The organism is Bifidobacterium sp. SO1 (assembly GCF_018555335.1).
Taxonomy (GTDB): Bacteria; Actinomycetota; Actinomycetes; order Actinomycetales; family Bifidobacteriaceae; genus Bifidobacterium; species Bifidobacterium simiiventris.
This window is the reverse complement of the sequence record NZ_JAFEJR010000012.1, coordinates 58,485-78,220: the sequence shown is the minus strand read 5'-3', so window position 1 is coordinate 78,220 and position 19,736 is coordinate 58,485. Positions and strand designations below refer to the sequence as shown.

The window sequence follows — 19,736 nt, the reverse complement described above, 5'->3', positions numbered from 1 at the left end:
ACCTTATGTTATGTGGACGCAACCACTATAACATGTGGGTTGAGCGTCAGTGACGACGATGGGAAACTTCAGACGGTTCCGACTTGCCGGCATTCCGCTGCTGGAGCCGATCCATGATCTTCTGCGCGAACAGCAGCAGAAGCGCGATCAACAGCCAGACGAGCGCCATACACACGGAGGCGAGCGTCGTATCCCACATGATCCGCATATGGAACACGTATCGGGCGATCATCGCGCCTCCGACCGTGGTCAATGAGCCGGCTGCGAGCGTGAAGATGATGGTGGCGAGTTTGGAGAGTGGTTTCCTGTTCATGATGTTTGTCCTTTCGATTGGATAAGTAGACGTTTGTACTTGACGTGACCGTCGATCACCGGTTTCGCCGGATCATACCGGGGGTCGGTGCCGTGGTTGAGTTGACCTACCAGTCGGGATCGAGAATGCAGCGACCAATGGTCGAGGAACGTGACCGGCACGCCCATCAACCCCGTATAATCCGTTGGAATGTCGCGGACTTTCGAGACTTCGATCGCATCATACGAATCGTAAGTCGGATACTCTTCCGGCGTGTAGATGCGATAGTCGGCGATCCGGTCGGTCTTATCCGCCAACCCGGCCGGCAGGTTTGTCAACCAACGGACGCCTGTGACTTTCGCATACGTTCGACCTTGCTGGTCGAGGATGAGATTGTTGCTGACATGCGGATAATCGTCGGGGATGAGGAACGGTCGATCACCGGAGTGGATGCTTAACCCGAACCAGCAGCGGCCTTCCAACACGATGGGAAACACACTGTTGTAGGTGACGGCGTTCATGTGAGCGAGGATCAGAAACGACGTGCCGTGCTGGTCGAGCATGGGCAGAAGGTCTTTGACCCGGCTGAATGGAGGATTCGTGCAGACGATCACATCGGGGATGTCCAGTAATGGTTGGCATTCCGGGGTTTCGAAGCCTCCTGTACCGGCGAGTTCGGTGATTTGGAAGTCTTCGACCGTATATGGAGTGGTTCGTCCGTCGTTGATCAGCTCATACCGGTAGCCGTGCGACTCCAAAGTCCAGTAGACCGTTGTCCGGCTGGTAGCTGGTGGCGATCAACCGGGGGAGTTGCCAATCCGTCATGTGGCGCAGGAAGAATCGGGTGAACTCACTTCGAGCTGGATGATCGTTGCAATTGCAGACGACGGTGCGCCCCAATGAAATCATTCCGATAGTGGGCGAGTTCCGCTTCTACGGTTTCCCGCGTCGTATAAAACTCGTCGTTCCGCCCTGATTTGGCGACCGCCAGTCGGCGTTGGTTTTTGGATGAGGCGACCATTATGCGTTCCGACCGGTTTCCAACGCGCTGGTGATCTGCGTGAGCATATCCGAATAGCCGGCCGGCGTACTGGCGGGCAGGATCACGGTTTTCGTGTTCGCAGATTCGGACAGGTCGCGCATCACATCGAGATACTGGTTGAACAGGACCACATTGTTCACATCCTGAATGCTCATGCCAGCCGCTTGCAAGCTTTTGATCTGATCGACGATACCGTTCGCGATCTCACGCCGATAGTTCGCCTGACCTTCACCTTGCAACCGGGTTTTCTCCGCTTCGGCGGCCGCCTGCGTTTCGATCTGAATACGCTGACCTTCAGCCCGTTGACGCATCGCCTCCTTCTCACGCTGGGCGGCGTTGATCGAATCCATCGCCTGCTTCACCTGTTCACTCGGGTCGATCGCAGTCACCAACGTTTTCACGACCGTGAACCCAAACCGGCTCATTTCCGCACCAACCGTCCGCTGCACGTCGGCGGCAACATCATCCTTACGGGCGAACGCATCATCCAACGATAAGGCTGGTACAGCGGAACGCAACGCATCCTCCATGTAGGAGCGCAACTGTCCGGCCGGATCATGCAACTCATAATAAGCGGTCGCCACGTTCTGCGGGTCTACACGGAACTGGGTGGAGGCGACCACGGTCACGAACACGTTATCCAACGTTTTCGTCTCCAACTGCACGTTCAACTGGTTGACGCGCAGATTCGTTTTGGTGGCGATCCGATCAATGTAGGGGATTTTCAAGTTCAACCCGGCGTAAGCGACGTGATGGAACTTACCCAACCGTTCGATCACGTATGCGGACTGTTGCGGAACCACATATAGGCCGGAGCAGATGGTGATCAGGATGATCGCGAGTAGGAAAACTAAAAGGTATGGCATGGATACTCCTTGATCTGGGTTGGCGGGTGTTTTAGTTGTTTTCTGGCTGATCCCAGTAGCCGATTACTTCCGTCGAGACAAAATCAATGGTTTCCTTCGGAATCTGGGTCACATCCAACCGCCAGACCGTGTTCAGACGCGGGTTATAGATGCCCAAGTATTCGATGGTTTGGAATTCGGGGTGGATGGAGTGCAAGCCCATCAGCCAATAGATGAGGATCTGGAGTGTATGGTCTTTCGTTGGCGGTTTCTTCGACACTTTGAAATCCCAGAGCGTATCCCGAGTGAGGAAGTCGCCGTCACCGTTGACGATCGTCTTCGTGTAGCCGCCTTCGAAGGTGAATTCGTCCTTGGTTTTCGGCCCATATTTTTCCAAGAATCGGATCGACCGGTTGACCATGATCCGGATGTTCTCGCACGTCTGAGCATCGGGGTTAATCTGCTGTGGAGGTACGAATCCTTCGAGTCCGGCACGATAGCAAACATCGTATGCGGTGAGTTTTACGGCGAGGGTGATCGACCGGTCACCCAACCCTGAAATGCCATTGATCATCTCTTTGGCTTGCACTTCCTCATCAGCGAGATATGCGCCTCTGAGAGAAATGTCAAAGGCGTCGATCGCCGATCGGGGATCATCCGTCATATAACGGGTCAGATAGTCGACTGTGAGACCGACGAGACTCGGAGACACGTTCTCGACCGGGAATAAACTGTTCTCATCCTGCAACTGGACACGCTCGAAAGACGATGGTTTAAGGAACCCTCCGTACGGCTGCTTGGTCGCTTTGACACGCTGCGTGACTGTGGCTCCAAGGATGCCTTGCACGATGAACTCGACATCTCGTTTATCGAGTTTTGACGAATGATCTGCATTGTTCGACATGGTTTTCCCTACTCTGATTCCGTTCGTTTAAGAGAAGAGCCGAGATCGGCGGCAAGTTTCCGATCTCAGCTCAATCAATGTTTTCAACCTTTTGACAGCTTCGAAGGGTTAGTCTTCATCCTCGATGTCGTCGCCCATGTGGATTTCGTTGACGGTCTGCCCGTCCTTCTCATAAACGGTCAATGATCGGCCGGCATCCTCCAACACCACGTCGACCGGTTCACCGGTCGCATGGGTTTCCATATAGGCGTTGCGGACGCGCACAACGTCGGGCATTTCGTTCTCCAACTCCTGCCAGTCGTCCATGCCGAGCAGTTCGGGAATCCATTCCGGCTGATCATGCTTGCTGAGTTCCGCGACGAACACGGGTGCGAGCGTCTGCTGGAGTCGGTTCGCGGCATAGGTGAGTGCGGTGACGGTGAGGAGCGCAAAATCGTAGCCGCCTTCATGCTTTCGGACTATATCTTCCACGGTGTCGGAGAGCGCATGTTCGAAGGGAACCGAGAAGTATGAGGCGGCGGAGCAAACATCGTCGATGTCGGCGAAGTCCACCTTGTTCGGGTCGATTTCCGGAGGATTGGCTTCACTGGTCTGATCGGTGGTGATGGTGTCGTTGAACGTGAAATCGTTGGTGTCGGTCAAGTTGTGTCTGCTTTCCTTGAACTTGAATATGTGGACTATCCCAGTATAACAAGTAAGTAGAACGTGCGGTCAGACGTTGGGAAAGCCGTGGAGGAAAGGAAAGAGCTTCGGTTTCCTCCTGTACGAAGGAGAATCCGAAGCTCCGCCGACTCCCGCCGAACCGACTATTTGGCGTTTATTTCCTCGACATAATCAAGATACTGGTGCAACGCGTTGCCCAACAACGTCAACGTATCCTCGTCCACTTGATCGTCCGGCATCCGCATGAAGCAACGCAGCATCGGCGGATTGCCGGAATTATCGCAGATCAGCAAGGCGATCGGCGTCGCCTTGTCGGGAATCTCATCCGTGGCGAAACTGGCGAACGACGGCGGATTCGTTTTGGAGCCAACCGGTTCTTCCGGTAGCGCGTTGCAGTACATGCGGCAGAAGTCGTAGCCTATTCGCATGTGGAAGGTATCGTCCTTTTCGTCTTCGTAGCGATGCCAATCGTAGGTGACCGCAATCGTCCCATCGGTTTTATGCGCCATCCGCAGTTCAAACATCGGATCAGCCTGTTCGTCGGACAGCGCCATGTCGAGTTCTTCCTTTGATTCGAACGTGTTGAACGTGGCGAGCGCAACCGACGGTGAAACGGTTTCATTGTCCGGTTCCATCGAATCAAGCAGGTCGAACATGTGATTCACGTATGGGCCGAACGTATTGAGATACTTGTTGATGCTGGCGAAAACGATCTCCGGAAGCTGTTCATTGAAGATGATGCGCCGCATGATGATCGGCCCGCGAGCCGCCGTGAAAACCATGTCCATGCAGAACTGGGCGATATACAGTGCGCCGTCCGGCAGCGTGTCGGAGTCCGTGAACCCGTACCGGTCGAACGAGTGATAATCCTGATCGTCGCATGTTGGCAGCATGTCCTTCAACAGTCGAATCTGCGAGCGCAACTGGTCTCGTTTGGTCTTGTGTTGTTTGGTTTCGTCGGATACGTGGATGCCGATCTGGAGGCCGGGGGTCGTTGGGTCGGTTGATTGGCTGGCGGTGAGTTGTGCGGTTTCCTGCTCGTCGCTGATGTGGATGTCCGCGTCGTACGCGTAGAAGTAGCCGGTGATGGTGCGGAATGTGGTCAGGTCGGGAAGAGTGGCGGGGAATGGTCGGGTCATGTGTTTGCCTTTCGAAGGTTGATGCGTTTTCTGTTGTTTAGGTAGTGGATGAGGGGCTGGAATGTCAGACGGGAACGGTCTGATCGGATTGGAGTGTCCTCGGCTGATCGATTGTTAGACTGGTGTCTGTCCATTGTGGGTTTGTCTAACTTCGAGACGACCGTCTGACGGTCGTTTCGTTGGACTCATGATGGAAGGTTGAGAAGCCTTGGCTTCGCCTTTCAAACCAATGGGTGCTCTTGATGACGCAACATCAGGAGCACCTACTCAGTTGACCGGCGTGAGTGCATTAAGTGGGGCAGAGGCATCCTGTATTGCCCCCACCCTAATGTTCCCATGATCAAACAGCCAGTCGCTTCAACCGTTTGCCGAGTTCGTCCACTCGATCACACTGCTTCCGTTGATGATCGTTTCCCTTGCGCGGTTATCGACGGTTTGGACGATCGGTGCGGGTGTGAGGCGGCCTTCCCATTCGTACGTGTTCTCGAATACTTGCCGTCGAGTTGCATGTCGATCTCCGACAGTCGGCGCATGATGATTTTCTCGGCGAGTTCACCCGTCCGGTCGGGCATGCTGATCCGCAGGTCGAAACGACGGAACATGGCCGGGTCCAACAGTTCCGGCATGTTCGACGCGGCAATGAGAATACCCATCGGATTCCAATCGTCGATCCGCTGCAACAGGAGATTCGTGGAGCGACGCATCTCGCTTACGTCATCCCGGCCGCGTCGAGAACACAGGAGCGAATCGGCCTCGTCCAAGAACAGGACGCATGGGGGTGCGTTGCATCTGATCGAACAGGACACCAATGTTTTCAAGGGTTTTACCCAGCAAACCGTTCAACAGTCGATCCAAGCGGACGGTACGCAACGGCAACCCAGAACGACGGGCGACCAACGCGGCAAGACTGGTCTTGCCCGTACCCGGCCGACCGGTCAACAGTATCTTTGATGCCGGTGACAGTCCGTGTGCGGCGAGCGCATCCATATGCTCCCGTTCTGCGAGAAAACGATCAATACCGGTCTGGATATCGGGCGGGAGGGTCAGTTCGTGACCGTGTTCGCCTTCCCGATCATCCGTGTACTGCGAGATGAACGTGTTGGCCTTCGCTAATTCCTCGTTGCTTATACGGCTCGCTTGGGAGAGCTTCACCGAATACGCGTTATCCTTCCCGTTGTTCTTCTCCCTCGCATTCGACGCTATCCGGAGGAACACGCTGCGCATCGTCTGATTGTCGCCGCGCATCCACGCGTTCGCGAGCGCCAATGTTTCCGCCTGGGTCGTCATCTGACAGGCTCCTCTGTCATGGTTTCCTTGAGCAGTTGAAGCACCATTCTCATGTCGGGCTGATGATGCGGCTGGTCAAACGAGACGGGTGTTGGTTCCGGACGGTGGATGATCAGCATGTTGTCCAGTACGTCCAGCAGGATCACCTGATCTTGATTGGAGAGCGTCAATCCGGTGTCGGTCGCATCCCACGTCCAATCAGTCATGTTCTCCACGAATCGGATCGTCTGATCGGTGATCCGTCGGAAGGCAAGCAGTCGCTCCATGTTGATCACCATGTCCAAAATCACATGACACAACCATTCCATGTCATCGATCGCAGCGGAATGGGCGAGGATACGTCTACGATCCCATTCCTCCCAATCACGGAACGTGGAATGCTCACCACGCACGTCGAGAATAATCCCCGCCTCCACGCGAACGCGAAGCAGTACGGTCCCGTCAACGCGAATGGTTCCGATCGCACTCCGATCGTTGTCGCCGGCGCTCACACTGTCGAACAAGCTCATATCTTTGAGCAGCTGCTTCAGTTCACTGGAATCCATCAATCTTCCTTTCCCGGATCATCGTCGGCAATGAGCCGATCATCCCATTTCCGTCCCAAGGCCATGAAATCTTTTTGAGAAAGAACCCGTTCCCTACCGTTCGCGGTCAACAGTCGAACCGTCCCATCAGGCCATGCGTTACCAATAATGCGGGGCTTTGCATCCCGCATGGACCTACCAGACAGCTCGTCCCGGCGGTCGTAAAGCCAGAACATGTAGTCCGTGTAATGGAAAAACCCCAATTCCAAAAACTTGGCACAAACATCATACCGGAACGGACGCAAATCAACCACATTATCTGGCGACTCGCAACCGTACAGGCGCTCGCCGTCGGTGAGTACGCATTTGATGGTTTTGATCTCAATCCTGTTGATCGAGATGCCCCCTCTGCTGTTTTCTTCGGTTGGGGAGAAGTAGAATTCCGTGACGCACCATGCGAAGTCGAAGCATTGAGCGAAAACCTTGCATTTAACCGATGGGCGACGCCTGCAATGATAGACGGAAACAGCTCTTCCTAATTCCAAGGTTTCGGTCGTTTCATGGGCGAAGCCGAGTCTGGTCATTTCTTCCAGTCCAAATGGTTTGATTCTGGCGGTTAGATCGAATCCGCCGGCTTCGAAGACAACTCGAGTGTCCTCATTGCCATGATCGGAAGAGTATACGAATATGGGATGATCCAAAAACTGGTTGAACGCTTTGGTTAGTGCCGGCCTCATATAGGTTCGCATCTCAGTGGATGCGATATGACGGGTGATGAACCGGAGAAGGGACCATGCCAGTCGGTCCCGGAATCCCAGCGAATGTTCCATGATGCCTCCTAACGATTGCCGTTCGGAGAGAGAAGTTCTCCGTTCGATCCTGCCAAACCGACCTTGTTGCCGTCCACGATAAACGTTCCCGTCTCATACCGATTGCTCTTCAACCATGACGCGCGCTCGCCGTCCATTGGCAGACCGTGGGCGTCGCATTCCCGGCCGTCGCAGCGCAAATGTTCGATGCCGAACCTTTTCTCGGTTTCCGAGGTGAACGTCTTCGGATAATCCGCATTCTTTTTGAGCGTCCATATGCCGTATCCGATCAGGCCAAAACCGAGCACGGTGAGAACGACGATGATAATGCTGGATTTGACGACGTTCACGACCGGCTCCGAGTCGTCCACGGACGGATCATTGCCGATGGCGGCAATCACCGCCCCTGCTATGCCGGCCGCGAATCCTATGACAATGCAGAAGATCGGCAGGATCGGGGAGGGGTGAGACTGCACCCACGGCGAATAGTCGACCATCATCGCATCGTTTCCCATACGGTGCGCACTGATTCCATCCAGAACTGTTGATCATACGAGGGGAGTTTGCTCCACGGCGTATCCGAATCTGACATGTGCTCGTACAATGCCTGTGCCGTTTTCCGCATGACCGCTTCGTTCGGTTCCACGACTGGTTCTGAGTCAGCGAACTCACGGCCGATCGCTCTCGTGATTCGTTTCGTCTCTTCGGGGGTGAACCCGTCGGGGATGATGATGGTGCGAGTGCCGACGGCTGCGTTCTCGTTCAACTGGTAGGTGACGGTCGTATGCGGGGCGAAGGAGGCGTCGACCAGTTGGCCGGTTTCCACGTAAATCGGGGTGCCCATATGATTCCTTTCTTTAGATGAGGTCGAGATTGTCACATTCGGGATGGAAGCCATCTGGTTGTTCCGGTCGTCCGTTGTCCCTGTCGGAGCCGACCGAAATAAAATCGCCATTCACCTTGATCTTCCATTCGCGGCGCATCCCCCTGTCGTTGACGGTGAGCAGGTGGATGAAAATCGTCCCATCCTCGATCAGCGTCTCGGCGGTCACGTGCACGTTGGCATCGCCCAGATTGAAGGAGTCGTGATCCCGGGTCAATGTCATGTTCGGACCGGGTTTCGGTAACGTCATGCTGGCATCCTTTCATTGTCCTCCGGCTTGTGTTCGCGCCGATCATGGTCGGGATGCAATGTCAGATACCGTTCGACGACCTCGCCTATCGGAGCATGCAATGGCAGTCCGGTCGCCCGGATCATCGTCTCACGGGCAACGATCGGGGCGACCCACCACGCTGTTTTATCGTGACTGGCCCAGTACCGGTCGCGGGTCTTCTTGTCGTCGAACACCAGTACGGTATGCGGTTCATCACGTAAGGTCAAATATCTACGAGTCATGGCCGTTCCTCCGACGATTCAGTTTTCTTCGATTCGCCCATATGACGGCTGACGATCCCATACGCCTCGTCATCCAGTGCGGTCGACATGCCCAAGCGAATGCTTCCCCTGATCATCCTCCGATAGTGTTCGGTGGCGATATGGGTTAATGCGAGGTTGGCGATGTCACAGGCGAGATCATCACGGTAGGAACGTCGCCCGTGATCCAAACGGATCAGCACACTTTGGATCAGCAGCGTGACCGCCAGTCCGGCGACGGTGGCGTATTGGAGCGGCCGGATCGGGGAGCCGACCCCGGTCATCAGAGCCGCACCGGTTTCCACCAACGTCAATACCATCCATAGGATGCCGAGCGACAGCATGAGCCATCTGACCGATGGTCTGCGTGCGATGACGAACCCGGTCCCGGCGACGATCAGCCCCAGCAGGTCGATCACGAAATCAAGCCAATTCATTTTCAGTCTTTTCTTCCTCTAGTTGATGCGCATGATGCGGCGGATCGTCTGCTTCTGATAGGCGGACATGTCCCCGTTGTCCATGTTCAACTCCAACTGCTTGCCGATATTATTGATCGCCTTCTCATGCTTCTTCACCAAACCGGTGATGCGAACGGTTTCCGGGCAACCGGTGCGGGGACGGTATTCCACGTTCAACCCGTTGCGGTACATGCTGGCGGAGAGGATGGAGCCGAGGATCACGCCTTGGTCGAGGAGGATGTCGGCGGCGATGCCTTTGAGATCGTTGGTGTCGCGGTGTTTGAGCATGTCACGGTAGTGTTCGGCCATGAACAGGCTTTCGAGTTCCAACGGGGTGTTGCCGATGTGCCCGTCTTCTCGCTCCCAGTCGCCGTTGGGGCTGACGTAGGTGGTGGGTTGGCGGCTGACGGTGATCATGAACCGGGCGGACTCGTATTCGTTGCAGGATCTGAGGTCTGGCCGGTATCCGAGGGTTTTGAGCTGGGGAAGGATTGCTGCGTATGCGCGGGAGAGTGCGTCGGGTCGGTTCATGATGTTCCTTCAACTATTTTATGTGGACGTTGACAGTATAACATAAAAATGAAGGGCGGGAAACAAAACTCAAACCAGACCGACGCCGATGAACCCATATTCACGTAGCTCGGCGAACGCCTCATCCACCTCGCCGGTAAACCGGGAGCAGATCGCCGGAATCGCCAGCTCGTAGTCATACGGTTCGCCAGTATTCTCATCCAAGACAACGTATCCCCAAGCGCCGGTGACGACATTCACCTCGATGATCAGCAGGATATCCCACGACAAGGGGCCGACCGGACGGCGCAGGACGATCAGATCACGCCGGGAAAACCGAAAACCAATCGAACCGAACGCGGATTCATCCGGTATCGTCGTCCAACCCGCGCGTCGCGTGATCGCCAGTCCGTCACTCATCTTCCACCCTCGCCAAGGCGCGAAGCACCTGATACACCGCCCTGACCGAACCGACGCTCAACCACTCCGGGAAACTCTTCTCCAACATGTAATAATCATCCGGGTCCGAACCGTCGCTGAACGGCGTAACCGTCAACGTGAAGAACGCACACTCGTGATCCGGAGGCGTCTCCGATTCGATCAGCTCATAGCGGGGCATGAACACCGGAACACTCCCGCTGTGGACATCCTGCAAATCCGCCTTGCGGAGCAGTCCCGTCAATTCGAGACCCCGATCATTGGCGTTGACGGCGATGTCGAGCCGGCCGTTCCGCCGCTTGGGTTCCGCATAGGCGACGGTGCCCGGCAATGGAGGAATGTCATGCATCACGTCACGGGCGATCAGATACAGTCTGATTGAATCACCCATCAACGCGACTCCTCCAATCGCATGGCAAGCCGGTCAAGAAACTCATCAACCTGATCACGGTCGTAGCCTTCGCGGCCGAAACCTGCTGTGGGGATGGGTACGTTTCGGATCACGTCCGGGTCGAACGTGTTGTGGTGTCTGATGTTGTCGCTGATACGGTCAAGCAGGTTGTCGACGGCTTCGATCTGATAGGAGTCGCGACGGTTCGTGTCGAAAATGACGTCGTTGATCAGGTTGACCGTTTCGGTCTGATGGTCGTTCATAAGATGGTTTATTCCTTATCGTCGTTCTGATAGAGGGGAATGATGTCGAAACTGGGCGTCGGCTTGGCGTCGGTGACGAGCAGCATCGTCTGGTCTCCGATCGGCTTGCCGTTGGAGTCGGTGCTGAACGTGTCGCAGAACCACAGGTTGCCGAGTTCACGGGTGACGGACGGGACGGGAGTATGGCCGACGATCTGCGTGAGACAGTAATCGTTGTCGGCCACGAGTTCGCTGCGATCCGCCCACAAGAGGCTCGGGGTGCGACTGTCGCCGCCTCGCGCCGGCCCGATGTCGTAGTAGAGGCTGGCGAGCCGGTGCGCGTTCATATGACCGTTCAACTGTTCGGCGATTTGGACGGGCGTGAGCTTGCCGGCGTTGGGAATGTTGGCGATGAGCCAATCCCAAGTGAGACCAGCATGCGTGGCGATCGAATACCCGTCCGACCATACGAGTCTGAACGGGAGCATGTGGATCAGCTCGTGGACGCGGCGTTTCGCACCGGGCTTGTAACCGGGGAATCCGACACTGCTGTTGAGCATGTCGAACGTGGAGCCGACGCCCAGCCAGTAGGGGATGTCGTGGTTGCCGAGCAGGGGAATGATTTCCCGTTCGAGTGTTTCGTGTCGATACCAGTCGGTGAACCATTCGACCCATGCGGTTTGCATGTTGTTGGATAGGTTCCAGTCGTCGCATATGTCGCCGAGGAGGATGATCCGGTCGGCGTGGTGTCGGTCGGCGGCCGCGCTGATCAACGGGAGTAGGTCTGGTTTTGCGTGGAGGTCGCCGACGTAGAGGCTTGTGGTCATGTGTTGGTCTTCCCAATCGTTTTATGCGGACACGAACAGTATAACATAAAATAATGGAGTTGTGGGCACGGTCATCGACAACCAGCGGTGCCGGGAACTAGAACATGCTCAACTGGTACAACTCCAACGGAGTGATGTCGCGAATCGTATCCATCTTCCCCTCAACGGTAGCCTCCAGAGCGGCGGCCTGTTCCAACGCATACCGACGCTCCTCACGAGGAAAATGCCGATCGTCCCGACTGGGCATGACCTTCTCCAGCTCATCCAGCTTCCACTCGAGGAGCCGATCCAGATCCTCTTCCATCATTTCCTCCTATTTTGAAATCACCCTAACAAACAAGAAAGGGCTTGACCAGCACCACCAGTCAAACCCTAAGAATCAGCGAAGACCCGGAATCACTTCCACCCATAATCGATGCGGTCAAGCGCCAGAAACTCGTCGAACGTCACCGTCTTCTTCACGCCGGTGACCTTGCTCTCGAACTCGATGGTCTCCTGCTCCGGATCGACACGGGCGATAAGCCTCGGCTTATCAGGAAGCCACGGGTCATCACCGGTGTCGTCGTACGGAATCTGCCAGAGCAACGGGAGCCGATGCGACTTGTCCGAATCACGCTCCATCAACCCGAACCCATGCATCTTCTCCGAGATCGGATTATGCCGCAACTGGCGTAGATCGACCGTGTTCGGTTCTATCGGCTCATACTCATCACGATGTCCGTTCGCGATCACCTTGGTGATGTTCGGCATCTGATCCATTGGCACAGAAAGCTGAGCCAAGAACACGGCCTGTTCCTGCGTATAAAACATGACGCGCTTCTCGCGAACATCGAACGGCTCATACACCTGCCAGACATCCGCATGAACGGTGACGGGGCCATCCTCGCGCTGCCATGAGGACAGTTTCGTCCGACCGTAATGACGGTCGAGCATGTCACCGTAGAAATGCCGGCATGATTGGATCAACGTGAAGCCCAATCGTTTCAGATCATCCTCGCCGTCCAGTTTGGCGACCGCCGTCAGATCGAGGGTGTTGCCGGAATCCTGTTCGCCCGCGTGGTATCGCGGGTAGCCCATGAACGGCATGAAGCTCACTTCCCTTCCTTACGGTTCCTGTGACGGTTCTTCCCGCCGCCATTCGCCTTACGGCTTTCCAGATGTTCACCGACGTTGACGATGTGATAGCCGCCGCAGTTCGGGCATTTGCGTGCAACCTTGCCTTCGGGCATCTTGCCCAAGGCGATCTGCGCGTCGATCGGAGACTTGAACGTGGTGCGCCCGCACTTGCGGTTGAACGTCGCGTCGGCCTTCAATGGACGGGGAGTATATCGTTCCGGTTTGCGTCGTGGCATGTGTTGTTCCTTTGCTTTGGTCCGGACTGGGACACGATGTAGAGAAGAAGCAGGACGCCTATGGTCAGCAGAATGAGCGAGATGATGTAAGCTGCGAGCATGGCTGATCCTCTCTGATCCGGTATAGGATTTCACGAATGGTCGTGTCTGCGGTCCGGTGGCGGAGTCTTGTCCGATACGTGCGATGGCCGACCGTGACGGAACAATCGTATGTTCCGGTCGTTTCGGCTTTCACGTGTCTGATCACCTGTTCGACGGTTTGGTCGCTGAGCTTGTATTCGTGCGCGTACTGTCGAATGCTGGTCAACAGGCAAGCCTCCCCAACTGTTTATGTGGACTAGTTCAGTATAACAAGAAATGTTTCGGTTGTCAGATCATGTTGGCCGCATAATCCTTGGGCATGTCCTTGAACTGCGATGTCTGGCCGAGGAAAGCGAGCGTATACGTGCCGGTCGGACCGTTGCGATGCTTGCCGAGAATGATGTCGGCCTCGCCGGGACGATCCTCCTTATCGTAGGCGTCGGGACGGTGGATCAGCATGATCACGTCGGCGTCCTGTTCGATCGAACCGGATTCACGCAGATCGCTGATCTGCGGCACCTTGTCCGCGCGCATCTCCACTCCACGGTTCAACTGGCTCAACACGACGACCGGCACCTGCAACTCCTTGGCGAGCATCTTGATGCTACGGCTGAACGTGCTGACCTCCTGCTGACGGTTCTCCACGCTCTTGCCGGAACTCATCAATTGCAAATAGTCGATGACGACGAGCTTGAGATCATGCGCCTTCTTCAACTGCTTGCATTTGAACCGGATGTCCGCCATCTTCATGTTCGGGCTGTCGTCAATATATAGTGGAGCGTTCTTCAGCTTCTCCCACTGGGCGTTCAACGTGTCCCACCGTTCCGGCGTGATCGCATCCGGGTTGCGGAATGCCGTCAACGGAATGTTCGTCTCCGCGCTGAACACGCGCTGCATCAGTTCGTCGCCGCTCATCTCAAGACTGAAGATGATGGTGGTCATGTTGTTGTGCAATGCTGCGGATCGTGCGAAGTCCATGCCGAGCGTGGACTTGCCCATCGCCGGGCGGGCGGCGACGACGATCATCTGGCCGGGTTGCAAACCGTTGGTCACGTCATCGATCTCCCGGAATCCGGTAGGCACGCCCTTCTCCACGTTGCCGTGCTGCACGTCATCGATGTGCTTGAGCATGTCTGCGGCGACATCGTATGCGAGACGGTAATCATTGTGCGTGTCGTCCTCGCCGATCGTGAACGCCTCATCCAATGCGGCGGTGATGATGCTGTCGATGTCAACGTCGCTGCTGTACCCCATTTGGGTGATCTTCATGCCGACGTTGATGATATGCCGCTGCGTGGCACGCTGCTTGACGATATCGGTGAAGTAGGAGACGTTGCTTGAAGTGGGTGCCGCCTCCACGAGTTTGAGAAGATAGTCGACGCCGCCGAGATTGCCGAGCTTGTTCTGCTGTTGGAGTCTGGTCGCGAGGATCGTGCTGCTCACCGGCTGGTTGTCGGCGGCGAGTTTGACGATCTCCTCGTAGATGATCTGATGCTCCGGCTTGTAGAAGTCCTCCACGTCCAGATGACGCATCGCATCATCCAACGCTGTCGGACTGGTGATCATACTGCCGAGCACGGCTCGTTCGGCGAACTCGTCATGCGGACGGTTCAACAGTTCCTTGTCATTTTCCAATTGCGGACGCCTTCATTCCGGTTACTTGTTCCACCCATCGTGCGGTGCAACGTTCGATTCTCTTGTAGCCAATGAGATGCGGTTCCAACCCGTAGGAGCGGAAGATCGCGACAGGCTTTTCGCCCCGCCGATACCGTTCCACGAAGTCCTTCTTGAACTCGTCGGTGTAGACGATCCGGGTTCGATCATCGTTGACGCTGACGATCGCCTTGGACGCTTCCAATTGTTTGACCGCTTGGTCGCTTAACTTCATCGGGTCTCCTCCTTGTATTCTTCCAAACCCAACGCGGTTCGGGTCCGCTTATTATCCAACGCGTCGGTCAGCCGGTCAAAATCGAAGACGGAGGGTCTTGAGACAAGCAACTGCAGCAGGTTGCTGATTCTCATCTGTTCCGCGATCTCATGAAGCCCGTCCCGAACCGGCGGCTTAGTCTCACCCGTGGGCTTGTCCACGCGCGTTGCCGGTGCCGGAACCTCGGTCAGATTCAGGTCGGGGATAGGGAAGTTATCGGAAGCATCCGGGAAAACGAGCCGCTGATCACAGCATGAGACAGTCTCCTGATCCTTCCTCTCAGCAAGTGCGATAGTACAGAACTGCTTCAGCTTCCTGATGTTCTCTTTGGTCAGGCTTCTATCCGTACAGTCCGGATTGTCGGGCATGGGATTGAACGAGACATAGATGTAACCGTCCTCCAGTTGGAATGTGAAGGGCCCTCTTGTGATCTTGTCCGGATCGGGAATGTCATCGTACCGACGACTCATTGTTGTTGTTCTCCTGTTTCCATGGTCGAATCCTTGTCCGGCACGTATGACGGATCCACGTATTCAGGGAATTCGCGTGCCTCACGTTCATCCCTTATGGCCGAGATCCGGCACAGGCTCCAGACGAGGATGAAGAGGACTGAGAGCAGCAGGATGCCTAGGAAGATGTATATGACGGTCATCTTTCTTTTCTCCTTAGTCGGCGATTGAGAACTTCGCCCTGACTGTTTCGGCGGGGCGCGTTCTCTGATGATCGAGCGGCATTCGGCTGCTTCCCATCCTCGTTTTTCTGTGGACTGCATCAGTATAACATAACGATTGCATGTATAAGTCGAACCAACTCACGGTCGGATAATTGTCGAAATGACGTTTGCATGTCTGTCCATAAAGTAGTTATACTGGAAATGTCCACATAAAATAAATCGGAGAGAACCATGAACAAGACAACGGAGCAAACCATCAACCTGATACTAGCCATGACGGCGTTGTTCACCGGGGCGACCATGTGGGGCGCGACATCGCCTCTTCTGATCGCATTGACCAGCATCGCGTTCGCCGCCAGCTCCAGCCTTTTGCTCATGCACTTCGTCTCCGAAACCACAGACGCAAAGGACGAGCAGAACAACTAATGGACAATATTCAGAATCCCGTCATGCAGGCATCCAAATGGGGCGACGGCAGTCTTCGTCTCGAACCAATCAAACTCAACAGTGCATATCCGAAAACCGACCCGGACGTTGCCAGACTGGAGAAAAGACTCAAGCATCTGGATTGGGCGTGGAACGAAGCGTTGGAATCGAAGAACCGTCTCAGTCTGGCGATCGGCACGGGAGAACTACCGAACGCCGACTATGTATACCGGTGGATGCAAGGCTTCGATAATCTGATCAACGGAATCATCTCCGAACGTGCGATCCTGCGATGGAACCACGGCGACATCGACGGCGAACCACCGCAGGCCAGAAACGACGTGTTCCCAGACCCGAAGCTGAGGGAGAAGTGCATCGCCGAGCGCGAGCGTCGCGCCGCATGGAACAAGCCGATGCCGGTTCTTGTACCGCTTCCCTGATCGGGAGACCGTAGACGAGAGATGATCTTCTTTTTGAATACGAGACGGGTGAGCATTGACTGAGAAAAAGGAACGTCAGCAGGATTGGATGGTCTTCCGTCCGAACAAGGAGCAGTTGAAGAACATTGCGGTTCTGCACGCGCAATTGCAGAAGATCGCCAAGGCGAAACAAGCTGGGAAGCTTTCTTCAAAGACGGCGATCGACCGGGCGGTGAAAGCCGTCCGGTCGTGTAGCGGCACTAAGCAAACCTTCAACTCGAGCGGGCCGTTGCAACGCTTGGAGCGGATCTGTTCGAATGGATGGATCATGGAGGCGTCCGACTATCTGCCGATCTGGTATCCGGATCTGACCCAATTGGAGCAGGAGTTGAGAAAGCAGAAACGATCATGAGCGTTTCAGGTCTGGCGGTTCAGGAGCGTCGTCTGTTCCAGTTGATGCTCGCAAACGCGATGGCCGATCCGCAAGGATTGTCCGACAGTGACATTGAAATGTTGCGGAAGGCGAGACGGTTCGGATGGGATCGTGGTGACCTTGCAGAACAACTCATGATCTCCGCGTCACATGAGGACATTCAACGAGCGAGACGGATACTTCTTGCGGTTGACCATGCATCCGATGACGTGGATATGGTGAACAATCCACGTCACTACGAACAGGGTCCGTTCGAATGCATCGAATTGACGGAACGCTACCAGTGTTGTCTGAGCAACGCGATCCGCTACGTGTTCCGTCATCGAATGAAATGGAACCCCGTCGAGGATCTGAACAAGGCGCTCTGGTACGTAGACCGTGCCATCAAAAGAGGCGACCGGTTCGCGCCGATCGGCGGCATGGATGCGGTGACTCCGTTGGGTAATCGCGCCACGTTCGACATGCTTGACCAGTTGACTCAATTGAACTGGGCCGGAGCATGCAAGTTCTGGCTCGGGTTAATGGAACAGGATCAGAATCGGACGCGAGCCGCGCTGACCGAGCTGATCGAATCGGAAACGCAACAACATTAGACGGATGGTTCGACCGGCAGTCAACAGATTATCCTCCGGCCGAAGACCAATGAGGAAAGAGGACAAAGCAGATGAGCGACGGGAAACCGGAGAAAATGCGGGACGAAAACATGCCATCCTTGTCGGAGATCATTTTTTCCGATCCTCGTTGCATCGCCTATCTCGAAGCTGCCCGACCGTACGAGCAGATACCGAAGAAGGTGTACCATCAGTTCACCTACCGTCTTCGACTGATGCGGCAGAGTCAGATCAAAGAGTTCTCCAACAAGCCGGACGCCGACAAAGGATCGTCGGCGGATTCGGAACCGGAACGGTAGAACCGGCAACGAAAAAGACATTTGGCGATTCGAAAATTCCCTCATAAAATGAGAGCAAAACGGCCACGTCCACGGCCGGAAACGATCGGAACGATTGAGGGAGAGCACCGTCATGAGAGCCATACCGCAGATGGAACTCTACGTACTGCCGAGGCAGACGGTCTGTTATGCGACAAGCGCCACCTATCCGATGAGCGCACCGTATTCCAAGAACATGGACCCATCGGAACCCTACGGGGTCGGAGCTCGCATCACACAAATCCTGTTCTCCACATTATTAGCGACCCGCTCGCGTGATTACTATCCCATCACCAGAAAATTGATCATCGGCGACGACTCGCGCAAGATACTCAAACGAATGAACACCTGCACCGGCGGTAGAGGAGTCGCATCGTTCACGGAATCATTGAAACGGTTCGCAGCCAAACCATTCCCGGACATGAACGGTGAACCGGTTCAACCATTCGAGGAAGCAACGATAGAATCAGGTTTCTTCGGCACGCATCTCACCCTGACGGAAGAATACGAACGTCGACTGTTGGATCATCCGCGTGAGATACCGGTCGCCGCGATCACGAGAATCCGAGGCGCGGTGCAACTGGATCTACTCATGATCGCGGCATTGTACTGTCCGGAGAACCGCATCCTCGCGATCACTCTTGACGACCTGCGCAGCCTGCTGCCCGCATCCTCGAAATCGACTTTGAGCCGTGGACTGCTCACCCGTGGACTGTCGATCATCAACGGGGCACAGGACGTTTGGAAGTTCGCACTCAAAAACGAGTATCTGACCGTCAAACCGTTGAACGTACTGTTGGAAGACAACCACACCGTCATCCTCCGACGCAAACAGTAGGGGCGGGAAACGGACTCCGATCACAGAATCTCATTCCCCGCCCCATCCGTCAGGTCATGGTTTTAGTCAGACCTTGAGCTTGTCCAGCATCGACAGGTCGACGCCGTCACCCCACTTGCCGCTGATGGCCTTCGCGTTCTTCATGACATCCTTGCTCGGGGAACCGAACCCACGATCCGGAGCCATCGCGTTCAACACGGCGAACAACACCTGCGCGAAATCCTTGTCCGTCATGAACGCCATGACCAGCTGTGCGGTCATATCCGAAGCGTCGACATACGCGAACTCGTCAACCATCTTCACGAAGTCGGCGACCTTCTTCCGGTTCCGCTCATCGGTCAATTCGTCAACGAGCTTGGCCGGCTCATCGCTCTTCGCACCGACCAGAACCTTGACAGCTTCGGCCGTGTTATGGTCGGCAAGCACGTCAAGCATCTCCTGAACCTTGGCGACGACAGTCGCATCCAAATGCGGGAAGCCGTCCTTGCTCTTGCGGCCACGTCCGCCGCCGCGCTTCGTCTTCTTTTCTTCGACCGGAGCTGGTTCTACATGTTCCTCGTTCGCGGCGTCCTCCGGTTCGATGGTCGGCTCGATCGGCTCGGCTGGTTCGGACGGTTCCGGAACCTGCGGCTCCTCGACCGGCTGCGTGAACGGGATCGGCTCGTTGTTCGTCTCCGGCTGCGGCGTACCGAACGCTCCACCGTTGAATCCGTTGTTGTCCCAAATCGACATTGGGCGCTCCTTCCATTGCTCGGGCATTCCTGTACATTTCGAAATGCTGTAACCGATGGTAAAGGGCGAAACCATGATGGCCTCGAACGGAATGGGAAAAACGTCCGCAAAGTTTTCGCTACGCCCGCCGCCCGTTTCCTCG

Annotated in this window: 32 protein-coding genes and 1 pseudogene; 6 read left to right on the top strand and 27 right to left on the bottom strand. The window is 55.5% G+C overall.

All coding sequences use genetic code 11. The features are described 5' to 3' along the window. Nucleotides 1-46: 46 nt before the first annotated feature. From JS541_RS10105 to JS541_RS09970, 26 genes and pseudogenes are all read right to left on the bottom strand, one after another. Nucleotides 47-313 carry a hypothetical protein gene (locus tag JS541_RS10105; protein WP_214374334.1) on the bottom strand — a complete coding sequence of 89 codons (267 nt, stop codon included), beginning with the start codon at nucleotides 311-313 and terminating at the stop codon, nucleotides 47-49. After that, nucleotides 310-1,050 (bottom strand): adenine-specific methyltransferase EcoRI family protein, encoded by a 741-nt coding sequence (locus JS541_RS10100; protein WP_214374333.1) that lies wholly within the window; start codon nucleotides 1,048-1,050, stop codon nucleotides 310-312. The genes JS541_RS10105 and JS541_RS10100 overlap by 4 nt, the downstream gene beginning before the upstream one ends. 262 nt (nucleotides 1,051-1,312) lie before the next feature. After that, nucleotides 1,313-2,200 (bottom strand): SPFH domain-containing protein, encoded by an 888-nt coding sequence (locus tag JS541_RS10090; RefSeq protein WP_214374331.1) that lies wholly within the window; start codon nucleotides 2,198-2,200, stop codon nucleotides 1,313-1,315. 31 nt (nucleotides 2,201-2,231) lie between these two features. Further along, nucleotides 2,232-3,083 carry a hypothetical protein gene (locus JS541_RS10085; RefSeq protein ID WP_217625373.1) on the bottom strand — a complete coding sequence of 284 codons (852 nt, stop codon included), beginning with the start codon at nucleotides 3,081-3,083 and terminating at the stop codon, nucleotides 2,232-2,234. Between the two features lie 108 nt (nucleotides 3,084-3,191). Further along, nucleotides 3,192-3,725, bottom strand: a complete 534-nt coding sequence (locus JS541_RS10080) for a hypothetical protein (RefSeq protein WP_214374330.1) — start codon at nucleotides 3,723-3,725, stop codon at nucleotides 3,192-3,194. 164 nt (nucleotides 3,726-3,889) lie between these two features. Next, entirely contained in the window at nucleotides 3,890-4,885 is a 996-nt protein-coding gene (locus JS541_RS10075) for a hypothetical protein (protein WP_214374329.1), read from the bottom strand. Between the two features lie 386 nt (nucleotides 4,886-5,271). Continuing rightward, nucleotides 5,272-5,872: pseudogene (locus JS541_RS14865) on the bottom strand (ATP-binding protein). A gap of 296 nt (nucleotides 5,873-6,168) precedes the next feature. After that, nucleotides 6,169-6,717 carry a hypothetical protein gene (locus JS541_RS10060; protein ID WP_214374326.1) on the bottom strand — a complete coding sequence of 183 codons (549 nt, stop codon included), beginning with the start codon at nucleotides 6,715-6,717 and terminating at the stop codon, nucleotides 6,169-6,171. Next, on the bottom strand, nucleotides 6,717-7,526 hold the full coding sequence (locus JS541_RS10055) for a hypothetical protein (RefSeq protein WP_214374325.1): 810 nt from the start codon (nucleotides 7,524-7,526) through the stop codon (nucleotides 6,717-6,719). Before JS541_RS10055 ends, JS541_RS10060 begins: the two co-directional genes overlap by 1 nt. A gap of 8 nt (nucleotides 7,527-7,534) precedes the next feature. Further along, nucleotides 7,535-8,020, bottom strand: a complete 486-nt coding sequence (locus JS541_RS14860; protein WP_240539325.1) for a hypothetical protein — start codon at nucleotides 8,018-8,020, stop codon at nucleotides 7,535-7,537. After that, nucleotides 8,002-8,349: a hypothetical protein gene (locus JS541_RS10045; RefSeq protein WP_214374324.1), complete on the bottom strand. Its 348-nt coding sequence runs from the start codon at nucleotides 8,347-8,349 to the stop codon at nucleotides 8,002-8,004. Before JS541_RS10045 ends, JS541_RS14860 begins: the two co-directional genes overlap by 19 nt. A 13-nt stretch (nucleotides 8,350-8,362) precedes the next feature. Continuing rightward, nucleotides 8,363-8,638 (bottom strand): hypothetical protein, encoded by a 276-nt coding sequence (locus tag JS541_RS10040; RefSeq protein WP_214374323.1) that lies wholly within the window; start codon nucleotides 8,636-8,638, stop codon nucleotides 8,363-8,365. Continuing rightward, complete coding sequence (locus JS541_RS10035) at nucleotides 8,635-8,901, bottom strand: hypothetical protein (RefSeq protein WP_214374322.1); 267 nt, start codon at nucleotides 8,899-8,901, stop codon at nucleotides 8,635-8,637. Before JS541_RS10035 ends, JS541_RS10040 begins: the two co-directional genes overlap by 4 nt. Next, on the bottom strand, nucleotides 8,898-9,356 hold the full coding sequence (locus JS541_RS10030; RefSeq protein ID WP_214374321.1) for a hypothetical protein: 459 nt from the start codon (nucleotides 9,354-9,356) through the stop codon (nucleotides 8,898-8,900). The genes JS541_RS10035 and JS541_RS10030 overlap by 4 nt, the downstream gene beginning before the upstream one ends. Before the next feature lie 18 nt (nucleotides 9,357-9,374). Continuing rightward, nucleotides 9,375-9,908, bottom strand: coding sequence for a hypothetical protein (locus JS541_RS10025; RefSeq protein WP_214374320.1), 534 nt, complete (start codon nucleotides 9,906-9,908; stop codon nucleotides 9,375-9,377). 69 nt (nucleotides 9,909-9,977) lie between these two features. Then, a complete protein-coding gene (locus tag JS541_RS10020) occupies nucleotides 9,978-10,307 on the bottom strand; it encodes a hypothetical protein (RefSeq protein WP_214374319.1) in 330 nt (109 codons plus the stop codon). Beyond that, entirely contained in the window at nucleotides 10,300-10,716 is a 417-nt protein-coding gene (locus tag JS541_RS10015) for a hypothetical protein (protein ID WP_214374318.1), read from the bottom strand. The genes JS541_RS10020 and JS541_RS10015 overlap by 8 nt, the downstream gene beginning before the upstream one ends. Continuing rightward, nucleotides 10,716-10,979 carry a DivIVA domain-containing protein gene (locus tag JS541_RS10010; RefSeq protein WP_214374317.1) on the bottom strand — a complete coding sequence of 88 codons (264 nt, stop codon included), beginning with the start codon at nucleotides 10,977-10,979 and terminating at the stop codon, nucleotides 10,716-10,718. Before JS541_RS10010 ends, JS541_RS10015 begins: the two co-directional genes overlap by 1 nt. An 8-nt stretch (nucleotides 10,980-10,987) precedes the next feature. Further along, nucleotides 10,988-11,785 (bottom strand): metallophosphoesterase, encoded by a 798-nt coding sequence (locus tag JS541_RS10005; protein ID WP_214374316.1) that lies wholly within the window; start codon nucleotides 11,783-11,785, stop codon nucleotides 10,988-10,990. Between the two features lie 97 nt (nucleotides 11,786-11,882). Further along, on the bottom strand, nucleotides 11,883-12,092 hold the full coding sequence (locus tag JS541_RS10000) for a hypothetical protein (RefSeq protein ID WP_214374315.1): 210 nt from the start codon (nucleotides 12,090-12,092) through the stop codon (nucleotides 11,883-11,885). A gap of 89 nt (nucleotides 12,093-12,181) precedes the next feature. After that, entirely contained in the window at nucleotides 12,182-12,880 is a 699-nt protein-coding gene (locus tag JS541_RS09995) for a hypothetical protein (RefSeq protein ID WP_214374314.1), read from the bottom strand. Then, nucleotides 12,877-13,137 (bottom strand): hypothetical protein, encoded by a 261-nt coding sequence (locus JS541_RS09990; protein WP_240539324.1) that lies wholly within the window; start codon nucleotides 13,135-13,137, stop codon nucleotides 12,877-12,879. Before JS541_RS09990 ends, JS541_RS09995 begins: the two co-directional genes overlap by 4 nt. Nucleotides 13,138-13,506: 369 nt before the next feature. Next, a complete protein-coding gene (gene dnaB / locus JS541_RS09985) occupies nucleotides 13,507-14,853 on the bottom strand; it encodes a replicative DNA helicase (RefSeq protein WP_240539323.1) in 1,347 nt (448 codons plus the stop codon). Beyond that, complete coding sequence (locus JS541_RS09980) at nucleotides 14,843-15,106, bottom strand: HTH domain-containing protein (RefSeq protein ID WP_214374313.1); 264 nt, start codon at nucleotides 15,104-15,106, stop codon at nucleotides 14,843-14,845. The genes dnaB and JS541_RS09980 overlap by 11 nt, the downstream gene beginning before the upstream one ends. Further along, nucleotides 15,103-15,615, bottom strand: a complete 513-nt coding sequence (locus JS541_RS09975) for a hypothetical protein (RefSeq protein ID WP_214374312.1) — start codon at nucleotides 15,613-15,615, stop codon at nucleotides 15,103-15,105. The genes JS541_RS09980 and JS541_RS09975 overlap by 4 nt, the downstream gene beginning before the upstream one ends. Further along, nucleotides 15,612-15,797, bottom strand: a complete 186-nt coding sequence (locus tag JS541_RS09970; RefSeq protein ID WP_214374311.1) for a hypothetical protein — start codon at nucleotides 15,795-15,797, stop codon at nucleotides 15,612-15,614. The genes JS541_RS09975 and JS541_RS09970 overlap by 4 nt, the downstream gene beginning before the upstream one ends. Nucleotides 15,798-16,049: 252 nt before the next feature. On the opposite strand from JS541_RS09970, the gene JS541_RS09965 reads away from it, so the two are divergent. The 6 genes from JS541_RS09965 (at nucleotide 16,050) to JS541_RS09940 (ending at nucleotide 18,862) form a co-directional block, all read left to right on the top strand. After that, complete coding sequence (locus JS541_RS09965; protein ID WP_214374310.1) at nucleotides 16,050-16,244, top strand: hypothetical protein; 195 nt, start codon at nucleotides 16,050-16,052, stop codon at nucleotides 16,242-16,244. Further along, nucleotides 16,244-16,684, top strand: a complete 441-nt coding sequence (locus JS541_RS09960) for a hypothetical protein (RefSeq protein WP_214374309.1) — start codon at nucleotides 16,244-16,246, stop codon at nucleotides 16,682-16,684. The genes JS541_RS09965 and JS541_RS09960 overlap by 1 nt, the downstream gene beginning before the upstream one ends. Before the next feature lie 55 nt (nucleotides 16,685-16,739). Then, nucleotides 16,740-17,075, top strand: a complete 336-nt coding sequence (locus JS541_RS09955) for a hypothetical protein (protein WP_214374308.1) — start codon at nucleotides 16,740-16,742, stop codon at nucleotides 17,073-17,075. Then, on the top strand, nucleotides 17,072-17,689 hold the full coding sequence (locus JS541_RS09950; protein ID WP_214374307.1) for a DUF3310 domain-containing protein: 618 nt from the start codon (nucleotides 17,072-17,074) through the stop codon (nucleotides 17,687-17,689). The genes JS541_RS09955 and JS541_RS09950 overlap by 4 nt, the downstream gene beginning before the upstream one ends. Before the next feature lie 71 nt (nucleotides 17,690-17,760). Next, entirely contained in the window at nucleotides 17,761-18,006 is a 246-nt protein-coding gene (locus JS541_RS09945) for a hypothetical protein (RefSeq protein ID WP_214374306.1), read from the top strand. A gap of 112 nt (nucleotides 18,007-18,118) precedes the next feature. Continuing rightward, complete coding sequence (locus JS541_RS09940) at nucleotides 18,119-18,862, top strand: hypothetical protein (protein WP_214374305.1); 744 nt, start codon at nucleotides 18,119-18,121, stop codon at nucleotides 18,860-18,862. A 66-nt stretch (nucleotides 18,863-18,928) separates the two neighbouring features. On the opposite strand, the gene JS541_RS09935 is transcribed toward JS541_RS09940, so the two are convergent. Further along, complete coding sequence (locus JS541_RS09935; RefSeq protein ID WP_214374304.1) at nucleotides 18,929-19,594, bottom strand: hypothetical protein; 666 nt, start codon at nucleotides 19,592-19,594, stop codon at nucleotides 18,929-18,931. Nucleotides 19,595-19,736 lie beyond the last annotated feature (142 nt).

Bases quoted from the DNA above. Each gene is read 5' to 3' on its own strand.
- JS541_RS10045 (WP_214374324.1), bottom strand. From the start codon at position 8,349: ATGGGCACCCCGATTTACGTGGAAACCGGCCAACTGGTCGACGCCTCC.
- JS541_RS09975 (WP_214374312.1), bottom strand. From the start codon at position 15,615: ATGAGTCGTCGGTACGATGACATTCCCGATCCGGACAAGATCACAAGA.
- JS541_RS09980 (WP_214374313.1), bottom strand. From the start codon at position 15,106: ATGAAGTTAAGCGACCAAGCGGTCAAACAATTGGAAGCGTCCAAGGCG.
- JS541_RS09935 (WP_214374304.1), bottom strand. From the start codon at position 19,594: ATGTCGATTTGGGACAACAACGGATTCAACGGTGGAGCGTTCGGTACG.
- JS541_RS10015 (WP_214374318.1), bottom strand. From the start codon at position 10,716: ATGGGTGATTCAATCAGACTGTATCTGATCGCCCGTGACGTGATGCAT.
- JS541_RS10020 (WP_214374319.1), bottom strand. From the start codon at position 10,307: ATGAGTGACGGACTGGCGATCACGCGACGCGCGGGTTGGACGACGATA.
- JS541_RS10105 (WP_214374334.1), bottom strand. From the start codon at position 313: ATGAACAGGAAACCACTCTCCAAACTCGCCACCATCATCTTCACGCTC.
- JS541_RS09960 (WP_214374309.1), top strand. From the start codon at position 16,244: ATGGACAATATTCAGAATCCCGTCATGCAGGCATCCAAATGGGGCGAC.
- JS541_RS10005 (WP_214374316.1), bottom strand. From the start codon at position 11,785: ATGACCACAAGCCTCTACGTCGGCGACCTCCACGCAAAACCAGACCTA.
- JS541_RS09945 (WP_214374306.1), top strand. From the start codon at position 17,761: ATGAGCGACGGGAAACCGGAGAAAATGCGGGACGAAAACATGCCATCC.
- JS541_RS10075 (WP_214374329.1), bottom strand. From the start codon at position 4,885: ATGACCCGACCATTCCCCGCCACTCTTCCCGACCTGACCACATTCCGC.
- JS541_RS10025 (WP_214374320.1), bottom strand. From the start codon at position 9,908: ATGAACCGACCCGACGCACTCTCCCGCGCATACGCAGCAATCCTTCCC.
- JS541_RS10090 (WP_214374331.1), bottom strand. From the start codon at position 2,200: ATGCCATACCTTTTAGTTTTCCTACTCGCGATCATCCTGATCACCATC.
- JS541_RS10035 (WP_214374322.1), bottom strand. From the start codon at position 8,901: ATGACTCGTAGATATTTGACCTTACGTGATGAACCGCATACCGTACTG.
- JS541_RS10060 (WP_214374326.1), bottom strand. From the start codon at position 6,717: ATGGATTCCAGTGAACTGAAGCAGCTGCTCAAAGATATGAGCTTGTTC.
- JS541_RS09940 (WP_214374305.1), top strand. From the start codon at position 18,119: ATGAGAGCCATACCGCAGATGGAACTCTACGTACTGCCGAGGCAGACG.
- JS541_RS09965 (WP_214374310.1), top strand. From the start codon at position 16,050: ATGAACAAGACAACGGAGCAAACCATCAACCTGATACTAGCCATGACG.
- JS541_RS10085 (WP_217625373.1), bottom strand. From the start codon at position 3,083: ATGTCGAACAATGCAGATCATTCGTCAAAACTCGATAAACGAGATGTC.
- JS541_RS09990 (WP_240539324.1), bottom strand. From the start codon at position 13,137: ATGCCACGACGCAAACCGGAACGATATACTCCCCGTCCATTGAAGGCC.
- JS541_RS10055 (WP_214374325.1), bottom strand. From the start codon at position 7,526: ATGGAACATTCGCTGGGATTCCGGGACCGACTGGCATGGTCCCTTCTC.
- JS541_RS14860 (WP_240539325.1), bottom strand. From the start codon at position 8,020: ATGGGAAACGATGCGATGATGGTCGACTATTCGCCGTGGGTGCAGTCT.
- JS541_RS10030 (WP_214374321.1), bottom strand. From the start codon at position 9,356: ATGAATTGGCTTGATTTCGTGATCGACCTGCTGGGGCTGATCGTCGCC.
- JS541_RS10010 (WP_214374317.1), bottom strand. From the start codon at position 10,979: ATGAACGACCATCAGACCGAAACGGTCAACCTGATCAACGACGTCATT.
- JS541_RS10040 (WP_214374323.1), bottom strand. From the start codon at position 8,638: ATGACGTTACCGAAACCCGGTCCGAACATGACATTGACCCGGGATCAC.
- JS541_RS10000 (WP_214374315.1), bottom strand. From the start codon at position 12,092: ATGATGGAAGAGGATCTGGATCGGCTCCTCGAGTGGAAGCTGGATGAG.
- JS541_RS09970 (WP_214374311.1), bottom strand. From the start codon at position 15,797: ATGACCGTCATATACATCTTCCTAGGCATCCTGCTGCTCTCAGTCCTC.
- JS541_RS09950 (WP_214374307.1), top strand. From the start codon at position 17,072: ATGAGCGTTTCAGGTCTGGCGGTTCAGGAGCGTCGTCTGTTCCAGTTG.